Here is a 17,213-nt window from a genome sequence, read left to right as displayed (position 1 = left end):
CAATCTCTGATCTGGAGCATTACATTGCAATTTAGCTTCGATATCTTGAACTCAAAATGAACAAGTTTCAAGAAGGGGAAGCAATTATCCATAAACATTTGGTCTAAGCAAGGGTTCAAAATTAGCTAGTGCTAATGAAATCCAAGTAATAAGACCGCCATCACTTAAACTGGTTCAATTTCTTTTAAATGTCGTTGCGCAGAAAAACGCGCCGCAATACATCCCAAAAGACTCCCAATGATGATTAATAACAAAGATTCATCCCAACTTAGACCAATCAGGCGGAACTGGCTATCGTACAACGCAGCAAGGTCTTCCACCGCACTATTCATGACAATGGTCACTAAAGCCGTTACCAACCACGCAATAGTGGCACCTAACACGCCAAACCACATGCCTGTGTACAAGTAAGGGCGCAGAATAAAACTGTCCGTCGCACCGATCAGTTTCATGGTTTGAATCTCTTCTTTATTCGCCAGCACATTAAATCGCAATGTATTGCCAACGATTAAAAATACCGCACCGAGCATCAGTACTGTCAGGGTAATGACAATAATACTCGCGAGAGTTTTGATGGCATCAAGACGCGCCAGCCAGTCTTCGTCAAGTCTCACGTCGGTCACATCTTGTTGCTCTCGAACGTCTTTGGCTAATGACTGAATATCACTTTTTAGCTCCGAATCTGGCGTAATCACCAACACACCAGGTAGCGCATAGCCACTTAAAAGACTGATAGCTTGGTCGAACCCTGCATATTGGCTTAAATCAGATAGACCTTGTTGCGGTGAAATATATTCTACCTCTTTTACCAAAGGCCAAGTTTCAATTTGATCTTTGAGAACCATCACTCGCGCATCCGGCATGCCTTCAACTAAGTAAGCACTAACTTGTGAAGGAGAAGCGACATCTTCTGCTGCCCCCGCAACGTTTTTCCCCAATAGATACAAACAAGCTGGCATGGCAAGTGCCATGGAGATGACCGCTAGGGTCAGAATGTTGCCTAGTGGTCGTTGCCATAAGGCGCTAAAAGAGGATTTAGCTTGTTTTGCGTGGACAGAGAAAAAACCATCGGTATTCGCACGCTTGGCACTACGGCCTTTCCCCTTCTTTTGGGAGTGCTTGTTACCTGCCATAGTCTTCTACCTCACTTAGGAAGCCTTGGTTCAATTCAAAATGACGATACTGTGGGCGAGTGTTTACTAACCCCACATCGTGCGTGGCAAGTAAGATTGTCACGCCCGCACGGTTAAATTCTTCGAATAGACGCAACACACGGTTGGATAATTCTGGGTCAAGGTTACCCGTAGGCTCATCAGCCACCAGCAACGTTGGTCGATTAACCACAGCACGGGCAATACCGACGCGCTGTTGTTCACCACCAGAAAGTTGACTAGGTAGACAACGAGCTTTATCGAGTAAGCCCGTTTTATCTAACGCCGCAGAAACACGGCGTTTGATTTCGTTTTCAGAAATCGATTCGATACGCATTGGCAGAGCGACATTGTCGTACACACTGCGATCCATCAATAGGCGATGATCTTGAAAAACAATCCCAATATTGCGGCGCAAAAAAGGGATGTCTTTGCCTGGAATACGCGTGATGTCGTGGCCATTAAAATGGATTTTGCCATCGGTTGGTCGCTCTATCGCGCAGATCAATTTCAGCAAGGTACTTTTACCAGCCCCGGAATGTCCGCCTAAAAACGCCATTTCACCGCGCCTCAGGTGAAAATCGACTTTTTGCAGTGCTTGTCGACCACCTCGGTAAGCTTTGCTTACTTGCTGAAATTTGATCACCGTTGATTTCCTCTAACTCTTTTTATTCTTCACGACTAAACAGTGCGTCAATAAACTCTTGAGTTTCAAATGGACGCAAGTCTTCGATACCTTCACCCACACCAATGTAACGAATTGGAATACCGAACTGATCAGCAATAGCGAAAATTACGCCGCCCTTGGCTGTACCATCCAGCTTAGTCAAAGTAATCCCGGTTAGAGGGGCAACATCACTGAAAAGTTTCGCTTGGCTAATGGCATTTTGTCCTGTACCTGCGTCAAGCGTTAGCATGATCTCATGTGGTGCAGATTCATCAATTTTCTTCATCACACGTACAATCTTACGCAGCTCTTCCATTAGGTTCGCTTTGTTCTGTAGACGACCTGCTGTATCAGCAATCACCACATCCACACCACGTGCTTTTGCCGCTTCAATCGCATCATAGATAACAGAGGCACTGTCTGCGCCAGTATGTTGAGCAATCACAGGAACATTATTACGTTCACCCCACACTTGTAGCTGCTCAACCGCTGCGGCACGGAAAGTATCGCCCGCTGCAAGCATCACTTTTTTGCCTTGAGTTTGGAACTGCTTCGCTAGCTTACCGATGGTCGTGGTTTTACCCACGCCATTTACACCCACCATCAAGATGACGTAAGGCGTTTTGTTGCTATCGATTTCTAGTGGCTGTTCGACTTTAGAAAGAATCTCAGCCATTTCTTCTTTCAACAAACCATAAAGGGCTTCGCCGTCTTTCAGATCGCCACGTGTGGCTTTTTCTGTCAGGTTGTTGATGATTTTTGTTGTGGTATTCATGCCCACATCAGCAATAAGCAGTTGCTCTTCTAGCTCTTCAAATAAGTCTTCATCGATTTTCTTACCGCTGAACAGACCGAAGAAGCCAGCACCAATATTTGCTTTTGTTCGGCTTAGGCTGCGTTTAAGACGAGCAAAAAAGCTTTCTGTTGGCTTTTCTTGTTCTTGAACACGAGGCGCGGCCGATACGACTTCTGGCTCCTCTGCTTCTGCTTCTGCTTCTGCTTCTGCTTCTGCTGGGGCAGTCTCTGATTGTTTCGCTTCTTCTTCAAGTTCTGGCGTAGCTTCCGCTTGCTCAGCAACCGCTTCGGTTTGCTGCTCTTCAGAAGGCGCTTCCACTGCTTCTTCTTTTACTGTTTCTTCAGTTTTTGGTTTTGGGCTTTGTTCTTCGTCACCAAAACCTAGCCACGAAAGTAATCCGCGCTTCTTTTTTTCCGTCATCTGGGGCTATCCTAGATTGTTCTTTTATCTATTAATGACTCTTTTTTGACAAGATTATTATCTGTCTAAAAAAGGCTAATGACAAAGTTCTGAAAACTTTCCGATTAGGTAATTCTAATCTTATTAGTGTTACACTCTGTCATCTTGAATATTCTGGGCTGTATCCAAGCTCCAAGCTCATTGCTTGGGCGATTAGATATAGTATCACTTTATTAGCGGTCAAAAAATCTATGGTAAGACGTCGCCAGCAAAACTCATCACAAAAAAAGCCAACAACGGGCTTTGTTCGCATTATTAGTGGCTTATGGAGAGGCAGAAAACTTCCTGTACACGATGCTGAAGGCTTACGCCCCACGACAGATCGCGTCAAAGAAACGCTGTTTAACTGGTTAGCTCAAGATGTACCACAGGCAAAATGTCTCGACTTATTTGCTGGCTCTGGCGGCTTGGGATTTGAGTCAGCTTCGCGCCAAGCAGAGCAAGTGACCATGGTTGAGCTAAACCCACAAGCTTTCCAACAGTTACAAAAGAATGTTGCCTCTCTTAACGCGAACAACATCCAAGTGGTAAATACCGACGCACTGAGTTTTTTGAAGCAACCGGGTTCTGCTCACCATGTGGTGTTTATTGACCCACCGTTTCGCAAAGGTCTATTGGATGAGACCGTGGCTCTGCTAGAACAAAATGGCTGGCTCGCGGAAGATGCGATGATTTATATTGAAACAGAAAAAGAACTCAATATTGCCGACTTACCAGAAAACTGGCAATTACATCGAGAAAAAACAGCAGGCCAAGTGAGCTATCGTCTGTACGAACGTACCTCCGCATAACGCCTCGATTTAAAAGGATACTTAAATGAAAGCACTAATTATGCTGGCCAAAGCGGCTATCGCCTTTGTTTGGTTAGTATTAATCCTAAATATTTTTATGCCCTTTCCCGGCAATGCCGCGATTGCGCTATACATCATGACCGCTTTTTTGTTCATCATGCACGGTTTACAAATGGCCATCTTCATTGGTGCATTTGGCGACAAAATAAAAATGAGCAGTTGGGAAAAATATTCAATCCTGATTTTTGGTATTTTTGCCCTACTCGATATTCGTCGTAAACACATGATGTAATCGCTCAGATACGAAAAAGCCGCTCTTGTGAGCGGCTTTTTTTCTGCGTTTCGTTCGTCACCCAATGTAACTTTTTACACCATCCAAGAACATTTGAGTGGAGATCATCACCAGTAACAAGCCCATTAAGCGTTCTACCGCCTTCAAGCCACGTTCACCCAACAAGCGATTAAAGAAGCCATAAAACATCAGTATAAAAAATGTTGCGCCCCACGCAATTACGACTGATGCTGACATTTCCAACATTTTCTCTGGATGTTGCGAAGACAGTAAAAGCAAGGCTGCAATCACTGAAGGGCCCGCGATCATAGGAATGGCCATCGGAACAATAAAGGGCTCCTCGCCTGCTGCCAGTCCAGTAATGCTGCCAGCACTCGGGAAAATCATCTTAATCGCAATAATGAAGAGAATAATGCCACCTGAAATGCTGAGCGTTTCTGGCTGGACATGCAAAAAACTTAAGATGCTTTGTCCTGCAAACAGAAATAGCATCAAGATCAGTAAGGCAAACAGTAGTTCACGAATCAATACCTTACGACGACGCTTGGGATCGATATGTTTGAGAATAGACAACACAATCGGCAAGTTACCGAGAGGGTCCATGATTAGAAACAGCATGGTCGCTGCAGAAAGAATGTCCATATTCTGGCCTCACCTAAAAAATGGCGGCCAGTGTATAGCAAACTGACAACATGAGTATATGACTGAGGGCGAAAACACCATAGTCACCCTCGATCTTAGCCGCCGTTTAGTGATTGCAAACTCGCGCCATATTGACCACAAACTTACCTTCAAGCTCACGAATTTTGTCGCGCTTGAGCAAAAATGCTAGTAATGCATCTAAGTCTAGATCATTCAGTTTACAGGTGTGAAAGCGAACGCTAGCACCAAAGTGCTGTGTGAGGGCTTCGCGATCCATTGGTGTTTCTCTAAGTAGGTTTAGCAGCTCGTGAGCATGGATTTCACTCATTATTGACTCCAGTTATTAAGAACAATGCGTTCAGTCTACTGAAATCCTCAAGAGCTGCTTTGACTTAAATTAGTAAATGATTGAGGCAACAATGAGGGCATGAGCAAAAAAGTAACTGCCACTCACCCACAAATAGGCGTGTTTCATCGGTTTTCGATAACCGTGTATCGCGTATGCCAGCGCCGAATAGATCAAAACTAAGGTTCCGCTAAAGCCGATAGCATTGGCGTAACTCGGCACTTGTAACCAAACTTCACCGGCTGCCCAAGCAAGTTGAACCAGCATCATCCCCATGATCACAACAGGGAATACCAGAGAGTCGAGTTGAGGCAGCAACAAAAAGAACGCCACGATACTCGCTGCAAGCAGCAGGGCCAACAGCCACCAGACAATCTCACCATTAAGCTGCACCCAAAATGACTTGCTGTAGCATACCTGGGCAACCAGATAAGCCGTAAAATAGATTAGCTTACGAGTTTTAAACGAGTGCAGCGTATCTGCCACCATAGACACAATCAGCCCACCCGCAATCCAGTAGGTATATGTTGCGGATGCACCTTGAGTTAACACCAACACAAGAAGAAGTAGCAGAGTAAAGATTTTAAACACGAGGGATTGTGTCGGGTTAGCTTGCTTTGCTCCCAACACGGAATACACACCTGATAGCCCTATCGCCAGCCAACTCCACATGCAGTATACACCTTTTACTTAAACTCGCCGCTAGTCTAGGTAGACCAGTTTTGATGTAAAGACACAATCTACGAAAGTTGGATCTCGCTAGCGATTCGAAACATTTTGTAACCCTCAGCCTACGTAATAATAAAGCCGATGAGCCTGAATGATGCCACTAAACATTGGGGCCAAGCTTTGCTCATCAGCCGAACCCATCAAATCACACGACACAATAACCAACGCTTTCTAAAACTATTTAACTGAAAAACAGATAAGTGCTCCAGGTAAGCCGCCATTTCACAAACTGACGATTAAACCACCAGGATGTATGTAATGCAGGCAACAAGAATAAATAACAGACACAAAATAGAAAATAGTCTTAGTAGAGCTCTAAGAGAGGAGGAACTACTGATGATTAGGGGTAAAAACTAAGAAAACTGACCTTAATTCAGTAAAAAAAACATCAGACAAGAAAAGTAAGTCAATGATAAATAAAATCATAATTTCAATAACAGATAAAAGTGCGGACTTCATAAACCATAAAATCACTAAACACTTTTGAAGCCCATATTTTCTCATAAGGTAAGAAAATCTCACTCCATGCTTTCGATTTGACGATGTAACCTCATAGCACATTTTTTAATTTTCTCAATTTTTGAGAAATACAGACAAAATAAAGACCCAACATACCATTCGAAACAAAAAACAATTACAAAGCCAACACCACAAACCATTTAACATTATAAAATCATATACTTAAAACAAAAAAGGATAGAAATATAACAATGTGAACACTTTAAATACAGCACAAAAAACATAGTTTCATTAGTCAGAATCATGTAAAACCAGACAAGTTAAGTGTGGTTTTTGAAAAGATTAACGAGCATATGTTGATCAAACCCCAAAAACAGTGCTATATTAAATTCATCGAGTTCATCAAAGATTAAGGGGTAGTGTTATGATTTCATCTTCTCAAAAACAAGGGCTGGTTATGATTGCAGTGGTTGTGGGTTTAATGACACTGCCAATGATGTACTAACCCAATGATTTAAAATAAAAAAGGACGCAAATGCGTCCTTTTTTATTTATCTGTATAGCTCTACTGAATGTGCTTAGACAAAATATCCCAGTGCATATAGTAGAAACCAAGAGCGGCCAGCGTAATCAACGTCATTAGCAAAATTGCTGTACGCCAAATAAAGCGAGAGCTTCTTGGTGTCAGCTCTTTTTCACAAGCATCACATGCCGCCATAAAGCCTTTACGATCATCCAGCTTGTAATCGTCTTCGTGCACCACTTTGTTACGCACGGTTGCGATGAATCGAAGCTTTGCTATCACGTCATGCGGTAAACGTTCTTCACAACTATTAATAAGTTGGTGCAACCCTTTCCCTTCTGCATGGTACTGAGTACGCAAAAGTTTTTCGATCGTTCGGGTACGCATGACTACTTTTTCAATATCTGACATCGTAACCCTCCTTACCAGACCCTTCCTATGTTCATTATTTTTATTCTTCTATAAATTTAGAGCTTTTTCGAGCCGTTAAGTGCAATTTTACTTTCAATTTGTGCCCTTGAGCTCATATAGCCTAACAAGTGAAAGCCGCTTCGTTCAGCTTTAGTGACTTCGCTTGCAGATGAAGCGACGATTTCATCGTGCATCATTAAGATAAATCGTGAAGTGCGCCGAATAATCTCCATATCCCTTTCATTAGATTATGAATAAGCTACCTCAACTCATCGTTTCGTCAGCGAGTTCTGTAGAATGGGACCCGATAAAACATTGGAGGTTAATATGCCAATCTCACTTATTGTCGCCCTATTCGCCCTTATTGCCTTGGGCGCGTGGGTGTTTTTCCGTTTTTATAGTAAGCACTATGTGGGCGAAGACGCTCCAGAGCAAAGCGCGCAGGTAACGGTTTTAGATAAACAAGCGATAGACATACCAAACGCACCACCAGGTCAAGACGATCAAGAGTATTGGATTTACGTTCAACGTGGTTCTATCGGTCCAAAGCGTGAATTCCAAATTGGAGTGCATTACTACCATGCACTCAACCCTGGAGATAAGGGAACACTGACCTATCGCGGCAACAAGTTCCTTCACTTCGCTATCAAACGTTAAGGCAGTAACCAACGAGTCTTGGCAGAACGAGAAAAGAGATAGCTCATCGCCAAGGCTCCAGATCCACTTAGAACGATCCAGACTGGAATCACCCAAGCAGGATGTCCTGTGTACCAACCGAACTCTTTCATCGGCCATAAGAAAATAGGGTGAAGTAAGTAAATCCCCAAGCTGTGCTGACTGATCACACTGACCGCTTTTTGTACTTTTGGTGATAAGCCTTCACCAAAGTAACGCCCGATCATAAAAATCATCGAAGCCGCTAGAATCACATTCAGTGTTTTATAAGAGAGCCAGCGCCCAACCGTATACTTCTCCGCCTCTAAGCTATTTGTCACAACCATCGTAAAGGTCACTGCCAACGCCACGAGTCCTAGCCCAACAAATAAGGTCACCATAGAGCGATTCAAAGGTACCTTTTGAAATAAAACATACCCCAGTGGAAGGTAACCCATATAAAGCCACATCTGATTACTCCAAGGGCCATCAATCTTGAACAAGAACAGAGTGCTGGTGAAAAGCCAAAATGCGAGATAGGTATACAAGACGTTGTCATCCACGTTGCGTACCATCCATTGAAACAGCGGAATCACAAAATACAGTGGTATAAAGTAATAGAAAAAGCCGAGATGGTAATACGTTGCGTGGAATGGGCTATTGCTTAATACCTCTTTTACGGTTTCAAAATCAAAGCCTTGAGAAGTCCAACCTGAAAGGTATGCATAAAACATCGACCAAATAAGAAATGGAACTAAAACTTTGCCCAAACGCCTTTTGATATAATACTTACCGTCAAATGGTCGAGTGTCACTGAGCATTAGCGCTCCGGTGATCAAAATAAAAACTGGCACTGCCCAGCGGGTTACGCTATTCACGCCTACCGCTGTCAGCCATTGGTCAAATGGAATCACTCCTAACTCATTTCGATACGGTGCCAAGACGTGAATGGCGATCACTGCTACCGCTGCGAAGCAGCGCAATAAATCAAAAAACAGAACCCTTTCTCTCATACCTTTCCCTACTTTGAGTCGCTTATCGTTTATAGCATAGGGTAAATCTCAACCAGTGAAATGGTTAACAATCTGTTTTTGCTTATTTTTAACTCAACAATGACCTACAACGGAGATTTCATCACCACTCTAATCACTTAACGAGAACCAAAAACCAAGCATCAGTATTCACTCTCGATTCCAAACCGACACAATCTGATTACAGCAAACGGCGCATAAGAAACAAAAATGGCTCCGATTTGGAGCCATTTATACCATCTACAGATAGCGATACTGGGGATAGTTACGCAGTAGCAACATCAGCTTTTGGCAACTTAATTGAAATCAGCGTCGTCAGTGCCAAGAAAGCAAAAGAAACCCATAAGCACGCTGCAAGACCAGCCTCTTGGTAGATCCAACCCGATAATACCGTGCCAATCAAACGTCCCATCGCATTGGCCATGTAGTAAAAACCGACATCCAACGAGACGCCATCGCCTTTAGCGTAGCTCACTATCAAGTACGAGTGCAGCGAAGAGTTAATGGCAAACACAGCGCCAAAAATCATCAAACCTACCACAATCACCAATTCAGGCTGCCAACCGATTTGCACACCATAAGCAATACCAGCCGTAATTAACGCTAGGATTCCTGCCCACACCAATGCTGCACTACCATCAGGCACACGACCTTGCGCTTTGCCAGTAATACGCGGCGCAAAGCCTTGCACAAACCCATAAGCAATGACCCACGCTGCGAGAAAGCTACCAACCCACAAGTGATCCCAGCCAAACACGCTACCAAGATAAATAGGCAGAGCAACGACAAACCACACATCACGAGCACCAAACAAGAACATGCGTGCTGCGGATAAAATGTTTATCGATTCAGACTTGGAGAATATTTGGCGAAACTTAGGTTTACTCTTTGCTTTACCCATGTCCGCTTCTAGCCAGATCATGCTGCAAACAAACACTAATGTAAGTACACCCGCCATAATAAACATCGAGTTTTGAAAACCCACCCAAGACAGCAGCAAGCCACCAACAAAAAAGCCCGCTCCTTTGAGTGCATTCTTCGAGCCAGTCAAAATCGCTACCCATTTATAGAGCGCACCTTGCTGTTCGTCTGGTACTAGCGTTTTAATCGCGCTCTTAGCACTCATTTTGTTCAGATCTTTGGCAATCCCCGACAGAGCTTGCGCTGCCATCACCCAAGGAATGGTCAGCCATGCATTTGGTACTGCGAGCATCAGCAACGCAAACACTTGCATCGCTAAACCAATGTTCATGGTTTTATTTAGGCCTAACCTTGCGCCCAACCAACCACCAACCAGGTTTGTCACCACACCAAAAAATTCATAGAAAAGAAACAGTGAGGCAATAGCTAACGTGGAATAACCTAAGTCATGAAAATAGAGCACCACCAGCATACGCAGTGCGCCATCGGTCACCGTAAAGTTCCAATAGTTAAACGTCACTAACATGTACTGACGAATACTTTTGCTTAATTGAGAAATCATATTGACCTCATATGTACAGCGATAGAAGCATTTAGATCATCATGTTCTAAATACTTTCTAACCTGTACAGCAACATTGACCAATATAATGTTGCTGTGATTTTTAAAAAATGCCCCAACATCAATAAAAAGCAAAATACACCTTAAAAACAATGCATTAGTTAATATTAATGGCTTTTTTTGTAAACAGTCGTATCCTGAAGAAGCTCGAATTTAGCTTTTGGATCATAATGAACCAAAAGCTATTTAAGCTGATCAAGCGTCTTGAGCCACGCGTTCGATGTACTCAACTTGCACAGGTTTTGTAAATGCACCAGGGCGCAATGCCTGCACTTCTCGCACGATATCTTCTAACTGCCATTCCTTTTCTAGGAGTAGGTGAGCAGCGAACAAACCTGTGCGCCCCGAACCACCCATGCAATGCATCGCAACTTTGCCACCTTGAGCAAGAATCGCGTGCAGTTCCGGACTGGCTTGTTGCCACTTCGTCGCAAATTCTTCATTTGGTGCGCAGTCGTCTTCAATCTCGATCTGGAACCATTTCATACCCAGTTGCTGAGTGGCTTCACCCAATGCAGAGACATTCTTCGCAGCTAATTCACTATCATCTAATGCAGTAACGACCGCTTGAACACCCTGCTCTTTCAACTGTTCTAACGACGCATGCAAATCGACACCTTTCGTTCCTGGGCACGGTGTTAAGATTAAAGCACCGGAGTCCAAATCTAATTGCCATGTAGGATGAGACATTGTGACCCCCTTTTAAGCCAAACCAACGTTACGAACCAGCTCTGCTGTGCGCGTTGCATAACCCATTTCGTTATCGTACCAAGCGTAAATCTTAACCATACGAGAACCCACAACCATGGTTGATTGCGCATCAACGATGGTTGAACGTTGGTCGCCTTTATAATCGATAGAAACTAAAGGACGCTCTTCGAAGCCAAGGATGCCTTTCAAATCACCTTCAGATGCTTCTTTTAACAGTGCATTCACTTCTTCTGCTGTGGTATCACGCTTCACATCAAAAATGATGTCTGTTAACGATGCGTTTGCTAGAGGTACGCGAACCGCATGACCATTAATTTTGTCTTTTAATTCTGGGAAAATTTCGACAATCGCCTTCGCGCTACCCGTCGTAGTCGGGATAAGGCTCATGCCGCATGCTCTTGCACGGCGTAGATCTTTGTGTGGCGCATCCAAAATAGTTTGCGTATTCGTCAGGTCGTGAATGGTCGTAAAAGAAGATTGTTCGATACCCAATTTCTCATGAATGACTTTAACCACAGGTGCGATACAGTTAGTCGTACACGAAGCCGCTGTCACGATACGATGTTTTTCAGGGTCGAAAATATGGTCGTTCACGCCCACCACAATGTTCGCGATACCTTCTTCTTTCACAGGTGCGCTTACCACGACACGTTTCACGCCTTGCTCTAGGTATTTATTCAGGAATGATGTTTTGCGATGTACGCCTGTCGCTTCAATCACAACATCACAATCAGACCAGTTCACCGCATCGATATCGCGTTGTTGAGTCGTGGCGACACGCTTGCCGTTGATGACGAGCTCACTGCCTTCGACCTGAACTCCATGATGCCAACGACCTTGCACTGAATCGAATTCTAATAAGTGACCAAGCGTAGCGGCGTCACCTGCGACATCGTTGATTAACACAAACTCCAATTCTGGCCAATCAAATGCCGCTCGCAGCGCTAAGCGACCAATTCGGCCAAAGCCATTAATTCCTACTTTAATTGTCATAGTTTTACCCTCTAATCTTCTACCTTGAATCTCTATTCGCTGTTAACAGCAAGCCTCACGACTTTTATCGTGTAAGCGTGTGATGTCGTCTTGGTATTCCTGCTTCAAACAGTTTGATGCCACTAAGTCTTCAATTAACTTTCGCATCCAACCTGGTAATTGCTGTGATAACTCGTAATACACCCATTGCCCTTGGCGTTTATCCACCAAGATGCCACTGGATCGTAACTGAGCAAGATGACGAGAAACTTTCGGCTGGCTCTCTTGTAGAGCAAACGCCAAATCGCCAACGCAAGTTTCACCTTCACGGGCCACGAGCATTAAACAACGTACGCGTGTTTCATCGGATAACAGCTTAAAAAACTGATGTGGAAGCATAATGAACATACCTATATATGGATATGCGTATATGTTTATTTAATTAAGATATATCGTCAAGAGGAAACCGTCCATCGTCATAAAAGTTTCACATCTAACGAACAGCTTGATTGTAAAGAGAGAGATTCAAAGAGATAAAAGATAAGACAAGAAATTATGCAGTCGCGATGCTTTGACTCCAGCGAGCCGCTTCACCTAAGGAGAGCTTCACTTCCTCTAAAGGCAACCCCAATTGCATCGTGATTTTTTCAACCCCTGACCAATCGGCACGCTCGTAGCACTCTTCGAGGGAAATAAGTGCACCATAAACCCCTTTGCGATGTAATAGCGCTTGTTGTACTGAATGACTAAGCGGTAACTGCCTAACTAAAGATTCCACCGAAAGATCCAGCAGCGCATCTAGAATCGACAGCAAACCAACCATGAAACCTTGCTCGTTGAGGTGAGAGAATGGCTGATAGCGCGACATCAATTGGCAAAATTGAGCTCGTTGCAATGAAAGGTGATACAGCTCTCGAGGCTTGTTACTGGAGATATACGATGCCACAACCAAAGAGACAAACTGCTTAAGGTTATCCTGGCCAAGATAAATCAATGCCTGACGAAAAGAGCTGATTTCGACAGCCAAATTCGGCGCTTGCGTATTTACAAAACGCAATAATTTATATGACAACGCGACATCTTGCGTAATGATGGACTCGATACGAGTAAAGTCAGGCTCAGGAGCACAAACTTCACGAAACAGTTGCAATGCCAACACTTGCTCAGGACTGACGTATTTAGTCTGCGAGACGAGTGGCTTGCTAAAAAAATAACCTTGGAAAAATTTAAAGCCAGCCGCTTTCGCTTGCTCAAACTCTTCTGCGGTTTCAACACGTTCTGCTAAAAAGTGGTATTTGACGCGTTTGGCAAGGTGTGTTTTGACCAGTTCACAGGCCTTTTCGAGCCCCATCGCCATAATGTCGAGCTTCACAATATGCACATATGGCAAAAAACGACGCCATTCTGGTGTTAGGGTGAAGTCATCCAAAGCGATCAAGTAACCTTCTCGATAAAACTCACGAATCGCATCAAGAAGCTCATCCGTAGGTTGGCACGTTTCCAACACTTCGATGACAATTTTGTTTTTCGGCAAACTGCGCGGCAAACGTCGCACCAAGCTTTGATGAGGAAAGTTAATAAAGCATCTTGAAGAGGCAATCACTGGGTTAGTACCCAGTGATAGGAAGTTTTCGACGATCAGTCGGTATGTCGCTCGATTTGAATCAATATGTGAAGGGTATGCGTTACTCTCCCCGTCTCGAAACAACAATTCATAACCCAGCGTCTGTCTTTTTCGGTTAAAGATCGGCTGGCGAGCGACATACGTTGTATTCATGCTAAAGAAGGACCTATAAATGGCTTATGACTTTGCAGCTGCTAATAATGCACCACAACCCATGAACATTGAACCGAATACTTTGTTTATTTTTCCCATGATTTTATCGGAGCGAATAAAGCGTCCCATTTGTGCTGCCAAGCTCGTGTAACCCAACATTACACACGCATCAATCACGACCGTAGTGACGCCAAGCACCAACAGTTGCGTGATTTGGTCTTTTGCCGGGTCAATAAACTGCGGGAACAACGCCACCAGAAAAACAATCGATTTAGGGTTGGTGAGGTTAATTAACACTGCCTTGTACAACAGCGCCGTGCCTGACATCTCGTTGTGGTTTTCAGCTGCGACTAAGCTTGATGTATCGCGCCATTTCTGAATCCCCAACCAAACCAGATAAGCGGCACCAACCCATTTAATGACAGAAAATGCGGTTGCTGACTGCGCGACAAGCGCACCAATACCCGCCCCCACCAGCGCGATGTGGATAACTAAACCAATTTGTAAGCCAATAATGGCACCCAGTGATTTACGGGTACCGTAACTCAAACCATTACTGATTGAGTTCACCGTGCCAGAGCCCGGAGCCAAACTAAAAACGATTGCTGTTACTACATAAGCTAACCAGACATGGGTATCCATTGCATTTCCTCACTAATTCTTCGATGATACATCGCGTAAACAACGTATCTTCAGGTAATCAACTAATGGCGACTAACCATTCACCTTTGACTTATACTCAAGAGACATTATTTGAGCAAGCAATTGGTGGTCCGATCGCAGCACTTTGGCAAACTCGCCAAGAGGGCTTTGTTAAAGGGACTGAGAAAAAGAACATTTACTGGTGCAAGCTAACCAACCCAGAGCATAAAAAAGCCGTGCTCATCGTAAATGGACGCATTGAGTCTTCCTGGAAATACCAAGAGCTGTTTTACGATCTCTACCGCCAAGGTTTCGATGTCTATTCCTTTGACCACCGCGGACAAGGTTTATCAGATCGTTTATTATCTGACTCAGATATGGGTCACGTCTATGACTTTACTGATTATATTGATGATATGGACATCGTCGTAAAAAAACACGACCTTAGCGAATATCAACAATGCTTCATCATCGCGCACTCTATGGGCGGCGCGATCGCCACACGTTACCTGCAAACTCACCCAGAACACCCTTTTACTGGTTTGATTCTAAGTGCGCCCATGTTTGGCATTAACCTGCCATGGTACCTATCACCAATAGCGATTCCGGTCACACAAATTATGTCAGCGGTATCGACTTTGCCACGCTATGCACCAGGACATCAGGCCTACTTCCCTAAGCCCTTTGAAGATAACCCACTTAGCCAAAGTTACGGCCGCTACCAATGGTTCCGAAACCTATATACGGAAAAACCGGAACTGCAAGTCGGTGGGCCAAGCACTCGCTGGGTTTGGCAAGGGCTCATGGCCGCTAAGCAGTGCTTTTTATTAACTCGCCAAGTCAAAATACCAGTAATCCTAATCCAAGCCGGAAACGATCGGATTGTTAGCAACCTCGCGCAAAAGCGTTTTATTGATAAATTGCGGAAAACCAACCCGCACGCGGAGCTGCTTTCTATCGAAGGCGCACAGCATGAAATCTTGTTCGAGACCGACAAGTATCGTAATCAAGCGCTCGATGCGATTTTCCGCTTTATGAATGACCCTAAATCGCCATCAAACGAACAAGCACAATAAGAACTCTAGGCGACCATTTCACGACTAAGATTAAAGAGGAAATGTCTACACATCGATTTACCCTCTTTTTCATCCTCATTTTGGCGTACACTGCTTGAACTTGGCTACTTTGACACTGTGTTTAACCGCATAGTGCTATGAGCCCAAGTTCCCCCGCATTCGGAGCAGTACGATCTAGTCAGTCTGCTGTACTCCGTTTGCAATTCACCTGTTCCACACTATCCAAACCGTTTACGAGGACTTCATGAGCACATCGCTACCTTGCAAAGAGATCACCAAAATCGTTGCCTCTGATCTGGATGGCACGTTACTCGCACCTAACCATCAGCTCAGTGCTTACTCAAAAGAGACGCTAAAAGCGCTGCATGAAAAGGGTTATACCTTTGTCTTTGCAACCGGCCGTCACCACGTAGACGTTGCGAGCATCCGTCGCCAAGTTGGCATTCCAGCTTATATGATCACGTCGAATGGTGCCCGAGTGCATGACCAGGAAGATCAGCTAATGTACAGCGAGAATGTCCCTGCGGAACTGGTACAAGGCGTGATCGACACGATCAAACATGATCAAGAAATACTTATTCACATGTATCAAAATGATAGCTGGTTGATGAACAAGGATGATGAAACGTTACGTGACTTCCACGATGAATTCACTTACGTCTTATTTGATGAAGACCAAGCCCCAACTGACGGTATTGCGAAAGTTTTCTTCACGCATCCTGGAGAAGACCACGAACGTTTGGTCGTATTTGAAAACAAACTACGTGAGCAGTTTGGTGATAAGCTGAACATCGCATTTTCAACGCCTTGGTGTTTGGAAGTAATGAGCGCTGGCGTGTCTAAAGGTCATGCTCTTGAAGCGGTAGCGAAAAAACTCGACCTCACGTTAGAAAACTGCGTAGCATTTGGTGATGGCATGAATGACGTAGAAATGCTGTCGATGGCAGGTAAAGGGCTAGTTATGGGTACATCACACGAAAAAGTGATGAAAGCTCTACCAAATAATGAAGTAATTGGCAGCAATGCAGAAGATGCGGTTGCACACTACCTACAAGAACACTTGCTGTAAGCTTCAATACTCCAAATAATGAAGGGCTGCACATTCGCAGCCCTTTTCTTTTATCGCTGACTTGGCAGCTTCTCTTTGCCAAGAATCGCGTCCCATTCTTCTTCTGTCACGGGCATAATCGACAAGCGATTTCCACGTTTCACCAACGGCATGTTCTCAAGTTCTGGCATCGCTTTCATCACCGACAACGGAATCACTCGCGCCGTTTTACGTACAAACTCGACATCCACCATAATCCAACGCGGGTTGTCTGGGTCTGACTTTGGATCGTAATAATCGCTTTCGGGATCGAATTGGAAATGATCGGGATAGGCTTCTCTCACAACTTTAGCAATACCTGCCACGCCAACATGTTTACAAGAAGAGTGGTAAATCAGGACTAAATCGCCCACCTTCACTTGGTCACGCATCATATTGCGCGCCTGATAATTACGAACTCCCTCCCAACATGAAACCTTTTGGGTTCGAAGCGT

At 44.3% G+C, this 17,213-nt stretch carries 20 protein-coding genes; 5 read left to right on the top strand and 15 right to left on the bottom strand.

What is annotated here, in order from left to right:
* Nucleotides 1-164: 164 nt before the first annotated feature.
* The 3 genes from ftsX to ftsY are packed head-to-tail and all read right to left on the bottom strand — an operon-like array spanning nucleotide 165 to nucleotide 3,034.
* Nucleotides 165-1,133, bottom strand: coding sequence for a permease-like cell division protein FtsX (gene ftsX, locus R7041_RS19170; RefSeq protein ID WP_005378695.1), 969 nt, complete (start codon nucleotides 1,131-1,133; stop codon nucleotides 165-167).
* On the bottom strand, nucleotides 1,123-1,797 hold the full coding sequence (gene ftsE / locus R7041_RS19165) for a cell division ATP-binding protein FtsE (protein ID WP_005378697.1): 675 nt from the start codon (nucleotides 1,795-1,797) through the stop codon (nucleotides 1,123-1,125). Before ftsE ends, ftsX begins: the two co-directional genes overlap by 11 nt.
* A 22-nt stretch (nucleotides 1,798-1,819) precedes the next feature.
* A complete protein-coding gene (gene ftsY / locus R7041_RS19160; RefSeq protein ID WP_318114907.1) occupies nucleotides 1,820-3,034 on the bottom strand; it encodes a signal recognition particle-docking protein FtsY in 1,215 nt (404 codons plus the stop codon).
* 230 nt (nucleotides 3,035-3,264) lie between these two features.
* Here ftsY and rsmD point away from each other — a divergent pair, with 230 nt between their 5' ends.
* Both rsmD and R7041_RS19150 read left to right on the top strand, forming a co-directional pair.
* Nucleotides 3,265-3,864, top strand: coding sequence for a 16S rRNA (guanine(966)-N(2))-methyltransferase RsmD (rsmD, locus tag R7041_RS19155; RefSeq protein WP_005378702.1), 600 nt, complete (start codon nucleotides 3,265-3,267; stop codon nucleotides 3,862-3,864).
* A 25-nt stretch (nucleotides 3,865-3,889) separates the two neighbouring features.
* Nucleotides 3,890-4,156, top strand: a complete 267-nt coding sequence (locus R7041_RS19150; protein WP_005378704.1) for a DUF1145 domain-containing protein — start codon at nucleotides 3,890-3,892, stop codon at nucleotides 4,154-4,156.
* Between the two features lie 57 nt (nucleotides 4,157-4,213).
* Here the strand turns inward: R7041_RS19150 and R7041_RS19145 are convergent, their stop codons facing one another.
* The 4 genes from R7041_RS19145 to R7041_RS19130 all read right to left on the bottom strand — a co-directional run bounded on the left by R7041_RS19145 (nucleotide 4,214) and on the right by R7041_RS19130 (nucleotide 7,266).
* Nucleotides 4,214-4,798, bottom strand: a complete 585-nt coding sequence (locus R7041_RS19145; protein WP_005389671.1) for a YhgN family NAAT transporter — start codon at nucleotides 4,796-4,798, stop codon at nucleotides 4,214-4,216.
* A gap of 106 nt (nucleotides 4,799-4,904) precedes the next feature.
* A complete protein-coding gene (locus tag R7041_RS19140; RefSeq protein WP_005378711.1) occupies nucleotides 4,905-5,126 on the bottom strand; it encodes a YecH family metal-binding protein in 222 nt (73 codons plus the stop codon).
* A gap of 69 nt (nucleotides 5,127-5,195) precedes the next feature.
* Entirely contained in the window at nucleotides 5,196-5,816 is a 621-nt protein-coding gene (locus R7041_RS19135; RefSeq protein WP_005389670.1) for a lysoplasmalogenase, read from the bottom strand.
* Nucleotides 5,817-6,897: 1,081 nt separating this feature from the next.
* On the bottom strand, nucleotides 6,898-7,266 hold the full coding sequence (locus R7041_RS19130) for a hypothetical protein (RefSeq protein WP_005378717.1): 369 nt from the start codon (nucleotides 7,264-7,266) through the stop codon (nucleotides 6,898-6,900).
* Nucleotides 7,267-7,593: 327 nt separating this feature from the next.
* Here R7041_RS19130 and R7041_RS19125 point away from each other — a divergent pair, with 327 nt between their 5' ends.
* The gene (locus R7041_RS19125) at nucleotides 7,594-7,923 is read left to right on the top strand and encodes a DUF2500 domain-containing protein (protein WP_005389668.1); all 330 of its coding nucleotides are present in this window, start codon (nucleotides 7,594-7,596) and stop codon (nucleotides 7,921-7,923) included.
* On the opposite strand, the gene R7041_RS19120 is transcribed toward R7041_RS19125, so the two are convergent.
* The 7 genes from R7041_RS19120 to rhtB all read right to left on the bottom strand — a co-directional run bounded on the left by R7041_RS19120 (nucleotide 7,920) and on the right by rhtB (nucleotide 14,595).
* Nucleotides 7,920-8,933, bottom strand: a complete 1,014-nt coding sequence (locus R7041_RS19120; RefSeq protein ID WP_017821298.1) for an acyltransferase — start codon at nucleotides 8,931-8,933, stop codon at nucleotides 7,920-7,922. The genes R7041_RS19125 and R7041_RS19120 overlap by 4 nt on opposite strands.
* Before the next feature lie 283 nt (nucleotides 8,934-9,216).
* Nucleotides 9,217-10,434 (bottom strand): organoarsenical effux MFS transporter ArsJ, encoded by a 1,218-nt coding sequence (arsJ, locus tag R7041_RS19115; RefSeq protein WP_005383628.1) that lies wholly within the window; start codon nucleotides 10,432-10,434, stop codon nucleotides 9,217-9,219.
* A gap of 254 nt (nucleotides 10,435-10,688) precedes the next feature.
* Nucleotides 10,689-11,183, bottom strand: coding sequence for a cyclin-dependent kinase inhibitor 3 family protein (locus R7041_RS19110; RefSeq protein ID WP_005383629.1), 495 nt, complete (start codon nucleotides 11,181-11,183; stop codon nucleotides 10,689-10,691).
* A 12-nt stretch (nucleotides 11,184-11,195) separates the two neighbouring features.
* Entirely contained in the window at nucleotides 11,196-12,197 is a 1,002-nt protein-coding gene (locus R7041_RS19105; protein WP_005383630.1) for an ArsJ-associated glyceraldehyde-3-phosphate dehydrogenase, read from the bottom strand.
* Nucleotides 12,198-12,239: 42 nt separating this feature from the next.
* Entirely contained in the window at nucleotides 12,240-12,575 is a 336-nt protein-coding gene (locus R7041_RS19100; RefSeq protein ID WP_005378730.1) for a metalloregulator ArsR/SmtB family transcription factor, read from the bottom strand.
* Between the two features lie 154 nt (nucleotides 12,576-12,729).
* Nucleotides 12,730-13,953, bottom strand: a complete 1,224-nt coding sequence (locus tag R7041_RS19095) for an EAL and HDOD domain-containing protein (protein ID WP_005378731.1) — start codon at nucleotides 13,951-13,953, stop codon at nucleotides 12,730-12,732.
* 24 nt (nucleotides 13,954-13,977) lie between these two features.
* Nucleotides 13,978-14,595 (bottom strand): homoserine/homoserine lactone efflux protein, encoded by a 618-nt coding sequence (gene rhtB / locus R7041_RS19090; RefSeq protein ID WP_005378732.1) that lies wholly within the window; start codon nucleotides 14,593-14,595, stop codon nucleotides 13,978-13,980.
* Between the two features lie 65 nt (nucleotides 14,596-14,660).
* Here rhtB and R7041_RS19085 point away from each other — a divergent pair, with 65 nt between their 5' ends.
* Together R7041_RS19085 and R7041_RS19080 are read left to right on the top strand one after the other, a co-directional pair.
* The gene (locus R7041_RS19085) at nucleotides 14,661-15,671 is read left to right on the top strand and encodes an alpha/beta fold hydrolase (protein WP_005378733.1); all 1,011 of its coding nucleotides are present in this window, start codon (nucleotides 14,661-14,663) and stop codon (nucleotides 15,669-15,671) included.
* Nucleotides 15,672-15,915: 244 nt separating this feature from the next.
* Nucleotides 15,916-16,740, top strand: a complete 825-nt coding sequence (locus tag R7041_RS19080) for a Cof-type HAD-IIB family hydrolase (RefSeq protein ID WP_005378734.1) — start codon at nucleotides 15,916-15,918, stop codon at nucleotides 16,738-16,740.
* A gap of 50 nt (nucleotides 16,741-16,790) precedes the next feature.
* On the opposite strand, the gene R7041_RS19075 is transcribed toward R7041_RS19080, so the two are convergent.
* A partial coding sequence (locus tag R7041_RS19075; RefSeq protein WP_318128685.1) for an EVE domain-containing protein occupies nucleotides 16,791-17,213 on the bottom strand: 423 nt, incomplete at its 5' end.

Source organism: Vibrio sp. 1751, assembly GCF_033339895.1.
Taxonomy (GTDB): domain Bacteria; phylum Pseudomonadota; class Gammaproteobacteria; order Enterobacterales; family Vibrionaceae; genus Vibrio; species Vibrio alginolyticus.
This window is presented reverse-complemented; position numbering and strand designations above follow the sequence as displayed.

Bases quoted from the DNA above. Each gene is read 5' to 3' on its own strand.
- arsJ (WP_005383628.1), bottom strand. From the start codon at position 10,434: ATGATTTCTCAATTAAGCAAAAGTATTCGTCAGTACATGTTAGTGACG.
- R7041_RS19080 (WP_005378734.1), top strand. From the start codon at position 15,916: ATGAGCACATCGCTACCTTGCAAAGAGATCACCAAAATCGTTGCCTCT.
- ftsY (WP_318114907.1), bottom strand. From the start codon at position 3,034: ATGACGGAAAAAAAGAAGCGCGGATTACTTTCGTGGCTAGGTTTTGGT.
- R7041_RS19135 (WP_005389670.1), bottom strand. From the start codon at position 5,816: ATGTGGAGTTGGCTGGCGATAGGGCTATCAGGTGTGTATTCCGTGTTG.
- R7041_RS19095 (WP_005378731.1), bottom strand. From the start codon at position 13,953: ATGAATACAACGTATGTCGCTCGCCAGCCGATCTTTAACCGAAAAAGA.
- ftsX (WP_005378695.1), bottom strand. From the start codon at position 1,133: ATGGCAGGTAACAAGCACTCCCAAAAGAAGGGGAAAGGCCGTAGTGCC.
- R7041_RS19105 (WP_005383630.1), bottom strand. From the start codon at position 12,197: ATGACAATTAAAGTAGGAATTAATGGCTTTGGCCGAATTGGTCGCTTA.
- rsmD (WP_005378702.1), top strand. From the start codon at position 3,265: ATGGTAAGACGTCGCCAGCAAAACTCATCACAAAAAAAGCCAACAACG.
- R7041_RS19145 (WP_005389671.1), bottom strand. From the start codon at position 4,798: ATGGACATTCTTTCTGCAGCGACCATGCTGTTTCTAATCATGGACCCT.
- R7041_RS19100 (WP_005378730.1), bottom strand. From the start codon at position 12,575: ATGCTTCCACATCAGTTTTTTAAGCTGTTATCCGATGAAACACGCGTA.
- R7041_RS19125 (WP_005389668.1), top strand. From the start codon at position 7,594: ATGCCAATCTCACTTATTGTCGCCCTATTCGCCCTTATTGCCTTGGGC.
- R7041_RS19085 (WP_005378733.1), top strand. From the start codon at position 14,661: ATGGCGACTAACCATTCACCTTTGACTTATACTCAAGAGACATTATTT.
- R7041_RS19130 (WP_005378717.1), bottom strand. From the start codon at position 7,266: ATGTCAGATATTGAAAAAGTAGTCATGCGTACCCGAACGATCGAAAAA.
- R7041_RS19120 (WP_017821298.1), bottom strand. From the start codon at position 8,933: ATGAGAGAAAGGGTTCTGTTTTTTGATTTATTGCGCTGCTTCGCAGCG.
- R7041_RS19110 (WP_005383629.1), bottom strand. From the start codon at position 11,183: ATGTCTCATCCTACATGGCAATTAGATTTGGACTCCGGTGCTTTAATC.
- R7041_RS19140 (WP_005378711.1), bottom strand. From the start codon at position 5,126: ATGAGTGAAATCCATGCTCACGAGCTGCTAAACCTACTTAGAGAAACA.
- rhtB (WP_005378732.1), bottom strand. From the start codon at position 14,595: ATGGATACCCATGTCTGGTTAGCTTATGTAGTAACAGCAATCGTTTTT.
- R7041_RS19150 (WP_005378704.1), top strand. From the start codon at position 3,890: ATGAAAGCACTAATTATGCTGGCCAAAGCGGCTATCGCCTTTGTTTGG.